General features: G+C 57.8%; 3 protein-coding genes. 1 reads left to right on the top strand and 2 read right to left on the bottom strand.

Going from position 1 to position 4035, the window contains the following annotated elements:
- Positions 1-610: 610 nt before the first annotated feature.
- Complete coding sequence (locus ASF94_RS21255; RefSeq protein ID WP_156382505.1) at positions 611-976, bottom strand: hypothetical protein; 366 nt, start codon at positions 974-976, stop codon at positions 611-613.
- 41 nt (positions 977-1017) lie between these two features.
- On the opposite strand from ASF94_RS21255, the gene ASF94_RS10700 reads away from it, so the two are divergent.
- A complete protein-coding gene (locus ASF94_RS10700) occupies positions 1018-1989 on the top strand; it encodes an IS481 family transposase (RefSeq protein ID WP_056665713.1) in 972 nt (323 codons plus the stop codon).
- On the opposite strand, the gene ASF94_RS10695 is transcribed toward ASF94_RS10700, so the two are convergent.
- Entirely contained in the window at positions 1952-3925 is a 1974-nt protein-coding gene (locus tag ASF94_RS10695) for a transglutaminase-like domain-containing protein (protein ID WP_255355263.1), read from the bottom strand. The two genes, ASF94_RS10700 and ASF94_RS10695, sit on opposite strands and share 38 nt — an antisense overlap.
- Positions 3926-4035: the final 110 nt, after the last annotated feature.

Raw genomic sequence — 4035 nt, 5'->3', positions numbered from 1 at the left:
CCGAAGTGCTCGGTGGACTGCATTTCCTGGTTTTCGCAGTGCTCATGTTGCCCGCTGCCGTACGGGTGCTGACTTCGGCGGGAAGTTCATAACACGCTCTATAGTCATCGAAAAATTAATAGCCAGTTGCGGCCGGAAACCTCCCGAAATCCAAGATGGAATGACTGACAACATTGAAGTTGATCCCGCTTCCGCCTGTGCAACAGTAGCCTCGCTACCGGTTCGCCTTCAATAGTCAACCCGTCTGTGGTCTACGCAGTTATTCCTCGGATATAAAATAAGGGCCCTATTGAAATTGCGACCTAGCTTTAGGTGGTAAACATGTAGGTCGCCTTCAAGCTGTAAACATGAACCAACAAAACTTCCAACGGCGCCTTCACCCATGGGCATGGGACTGCAAATTTTACACGAGCGAACAAAATAGCTTACCTCAAATTAATATAAATTACCGACAAGAATAAAATCGACACAACAATAATCCACAGAACTTTCCCTTCCTGATATGAAATGTACTTATTCCTGCCTATTGGTATATTAGGCTTTTTGTAAAACAAAAATCCGAAAATTACAACAGAGAACATGAGCGAAACCACATTTCTCGCATCCATAATTACTTCCCAAAAAACAATAGTCCACGGATAAACAACCAAACAATCCCAGCACGACTAGAGATACTCGGCATATAGGTTGCAATAGTCATAAATCTTTTATTTGCATCAAACTCGCCGTTTGGACTATCGTAATAATAGGCGAGCTCTGTAACGATTAAAGTTATAGCAATGGTAGCCGTCAATAATCCAAGTGAAAATGCAGGTACGGCGATTGCAATACCAACAACCGCCAAGTATGGCGCAACTAAGGGCAAGAGCATAGACATAATAAACACACTAATTGCAATTTGGCTAACTGTCGCATCCCGGATGATTGCATAGACCCCAAACGCTATCCCCTCTTCATGGCCCGCTCGGTTCTGCAAGAGTTGATAGAGTCCTTGCCATCCACCCGGGGAGCGAAGCCATGTTGATAGCCCTGCACAAGAACGCCCGCACCACGCCTGCCGTGCGTGCCGAGATCGCGGCCAGCCACGAGACGGCCAGCGTCCTGGCCCAGCGCTTTGGCATTACCGAGCAGACGGTCTACAAATGGAAGAAGCGCGAGGTCTTCGGGGACCGTTCGCACACGGCCCATCATCTGCAGACGGTGCTCACGCCCGCGCAAGAGACGGTGGTGGTCCATCTGAGGCGAACCCTGCTGCTGCCGCTCGATGACCTGCTGGCGGTCACGCGCGAGTTCATTTGCGCCCATGTCTCGCGCTCGGGCCTGGACCGGTGCCTGCGCCGCCATGGAGCGGGCAACCTCAACGACCTCAAGCCCCGCGAGCCGGCGGTAGTCCACAAGGCCTTCAAGAGCTACGAGCCAGGCTATGTGCATATGGATGTGAAGTACCTGCCCCAGATGCAGGACGAGAGCAGCCGGCGCTACCTGTTCGTGGCCATCGACCGGGCCACGCGGTGGGTGTTCGTGCAGTTCAAGACCCACAAGACAGCGGCCAGTGCCAAGGCCTTTCTGAACGCACTGCACAAGGCCTGTCCGATCAGGATCAAGAAGCTGCTGACCGACAACGGCAAGGAGTTCACGGACCGCCTGTTCGCCAGCAAGGAGCGCGAACCCAGTGGCCAGCACGAGTTCGACCAGCTGTGCCAGGAACTGGGCATCGAGCACCGGCTGACAAAGCCCAGGACGCCCAGAACCAATGGCATGGTGGAGCGCTTCAATGGCCGCATCGCGGACGTGCTCAAGACCCACCGATTCAACAGCCGCGAGGACATGCAGCAGACCTTGCAGCGCTATGTGGCCCTGTACAACCACCAGTTGCCGCAGTCAGCACTGGGCAGCAAGACGCCTATGCAGGCCATGAAAGAGTGGTACCACGAGCGCCCGGATCTGTTTCTCAAGCGGCCATATGATCGGCCGGGATGCGACAGCTAACAGCCTGCAAGGCGCTCGCTCCCAAATCAAGCCATCCCCCATTGCCCTTGCCTTCGATGATGTAAGCCCCCGCCCCGGTCTCCGGGTCAGTGATGGTGTACCCGTATCCTCTCCACCCGTGCGCGCTGATCTGGCTTTCATGGAAGGTCACCTCCTTGCCCGCCTCGATGGCATTTCGGATTTCCGCTCCAGTTTCTCCGCCTAACGCAAGCTTTGGCAGAGCCGTATCTCGATTGCTATGGTTGATGGTGTAGATCTTCTGCCCCTGGTCCTGGGCGATGGAAATGGCCTTCACTGCACTGATACCCTGCGTGCAGTCTTCTTTGGCAGAGTTCTGCGTTTGTCCGTTCTCATCCAGGTACCGGCACTGGCTTTTGTCCACCCAGTGTTGCTCCGGTACGGCATGTTCCATCGCGCTGGCGTACTGGCCCCGCATCTTGTTGTACGCGATCCAGCGGTTTTGCGCTGCCGGCTTTCCGTTTTGGGTCAGCTCTGGCTTGTTGTTGATCGCGCTGCCCGGGTTGTCGTCTTTCACCCAGCGGATGTGCCGCAGGTGCCCGATGTCCATGTTCAGGCCCTGGAAGCTGATGCCGGTGGTGACCATGCCGTAGAGCTTGTTGGGCTTGACCTGGGCGTGGAAAAGGCCATAGCCCAGTGCGGGAAGGTCAAAGGTCTGCGCTTGGCTGGATGCGATGGCACCGTGGCTTTGCAGGCTGGCGAAGTAACCCCAGATGGTGGCGGTGAGCAGGTCGCCCGTCAGATTCTCGCCCGTCATGCCTGCCAGGATGGTGGCCCGTTGGTCTTGAGGGGCGGCCTGGGCTTGCTGCAGCTTCTGCTGGGTGGCTTCCATCCGAGTTTTGAGGGCTTCCATCTGCGCCAGGCTGATGCCCTGGATGCTCACGCCCAGCGCGGTTTGTTGGCCAGCAATGAGTTGGTCCTGGGTTTTATCCCAGTCCTGGCCCTGGCTGCCGTAGCGGGTGAACGCGCCTGCGCCCACGGGTTCGCTGCCTGCGCCCATGGCGGGGCCTGTGGCGATGGTGCTTCCATCCAGCCGGATTTCGGGCTTCAGGCGGATGCTGCCGGGCAGGCCCTTGGGGAGCTGGCTGGGGTCAAGGTCCTGTCCAGGCGGTGACGTGGGGATGAGGGCTTCTATGGCGGCTTGGTCTGCTGAGCTGGCCGCTACCCAGGCAATGGTGACTTTCTTGCCTGCCAGGCTGGCGGTGGGGGTTTGCCAGCTCAATAAGGGACTGTCTCCCCACGCGGCGCTGCGTTGGTCGGCGTAAATTTGATAGCGGAACTGGGTGCGCAGGCTGTCCGGCACTTCGCTGAACTGCTGGGTTCTGGCCTTTATGGCATAGGGCAAGGTGCCAGCCAGGTAGGGCAACGGGTCGATGCTGGCGTTCCGGATGCCCAGCACTTCGCCCACGGTGCTTTTGCCGCCGTTCTGGCTGTCGATGTAGGTCTTGAGTTGGTGTTGATAGGCGTTCAGCTGGCTTTGCAGGGCTGTGGTGTTGAGGTTACGCACCCAACCTTCCTGGGCGTTGCTTTGCGCGCCTTGCTGGGCAGCGTCAAGCAGGGCCTGGGCGTCCAAAGGCACTGCGGTTTGCAGATCCATGCCTTGCTGAAAGGTGTGTTGCTTATAGCTGGCGTCCAGGGGTACCCAGGTGTCCGGCGTGCTGACGCCTGGCACATGCCTGGCTCCCCGTCCGGGCTGGTACTGGATCAGGGCCTCCACCCAGACATGCTCCATGCGGAAGGCGAAGTCTTTGCCGGACTTGGTGAGCACGGTGTTGGGCACGCCGCCTTGGCTCAGGACTTGTTGGGCGGCATCGGCGGTGAGCGCGCCCCCCACCCAGTTCTGCACTTGGGCAACGGGCAATTCCACGGTACCGTACACGTAACGGGCGGGGATGCCGCTGGCGCGCAGCAGAGCAATCAGCAGGCTATTGGGAACCTCTCAAAACCCTGCCACTCCCTTGTTCACCGACAAGACCTGAGCCGTCCTCCTTGCCATGATCTCTCCTCGCAGCGCCTTGAAGTTCGATC

Source organism: Acidovorax sp. Leaf160 (assembly GCF_001424265.1).
In the GTDB taxonomy this organism is placed as follows: domain Bacteria; phylum Pseudomonadota; class Gammaproteobacteria; order Burkholderiales; family Burkholderiaceae_C; genus Paracidovorax.
The sequence above is the reverse complement of the archived record's forward strand: the minus strand, read 5'-3'. Positions and strand labels throughout refer to the sequence as shown.

What these genes read in the sequence shown, in the direction of transcription:
- ASF94_RS10700 (WP_056665713.1), top strand. Translation starts at nt 1,018, where the DNA reads ATGTTGATAGCCCTGCACAAGAACGCCCGCACCACGCCTGCCGTGCGT.